General features: G+C 40.3%; 1 pseudogene. It reads left to right on the top strand.

The features are described from left to right. Window positions 1-24 precede the first annotated feature (24 nt). Window positions 25-556, top strand: a pseudogene (locus AB4486_RS26445) (hypothetical protein); the annotation flags it as partial.

The following is a 556-nucleotide window of genomic DNA, read 5'->3' as shown; positions in this document are numbered from 1 at the left end:
CAAGTAATGATGGGTCATTTGAATATGAAGCTGAGTTATAAGTCAATTTCGCAATTAGTTATCCTTAGCTCTGTTATTGCTTGCAATGCAACAGCTGATACTATGATCGCCGGAACTATTGAAGGAAAAACTATCAAATGGACCGATGGTGAAGAAAAGAACGATTACGTGATTTCGGAAGGGAATGAGCCTATGGGGCACATAGAGTATGCGACGGAGTGGAAGGCTGGTGTAAAATCCTATCCAAGTCAGATAATACTGAAGCACACTGGCACAAGCGACTCTGTGTATTTAACAATAGACAAAGTCGGAGGCTCATTTACTTATTCATATTCGCCTGCTAGCGTTCAAAACAACCCTGATGCTCGTTCGTGTGCTTATAGTGATTCTAATGGTTTGGCTTACGAGGTAATCTCCAGCAACGGTGTCTCTCGATGTTATGGTGAGGATAAAATATCTCTTTCTAGCTCTATGCAGCCATTCAGTTATATTAAGCCAATTGTTAGTTTTTCCAACATAATAGGTGCATTTAATGATAAACCAGCTGGTGTGTATG

It is taken from the genome of Vibrio sp. 10N.222.55.C6, assembly GCF_041473395.1.
GTDB lineage: Bacteria > Pseudomonadota > Gammaproteobacteria > Enterobacterales > Vibrionaceae > Vibrio > Vibrio crassostreae_C.
This window is presented reverse-complemented; position numbering and strand designations above follow the sequence as displayed.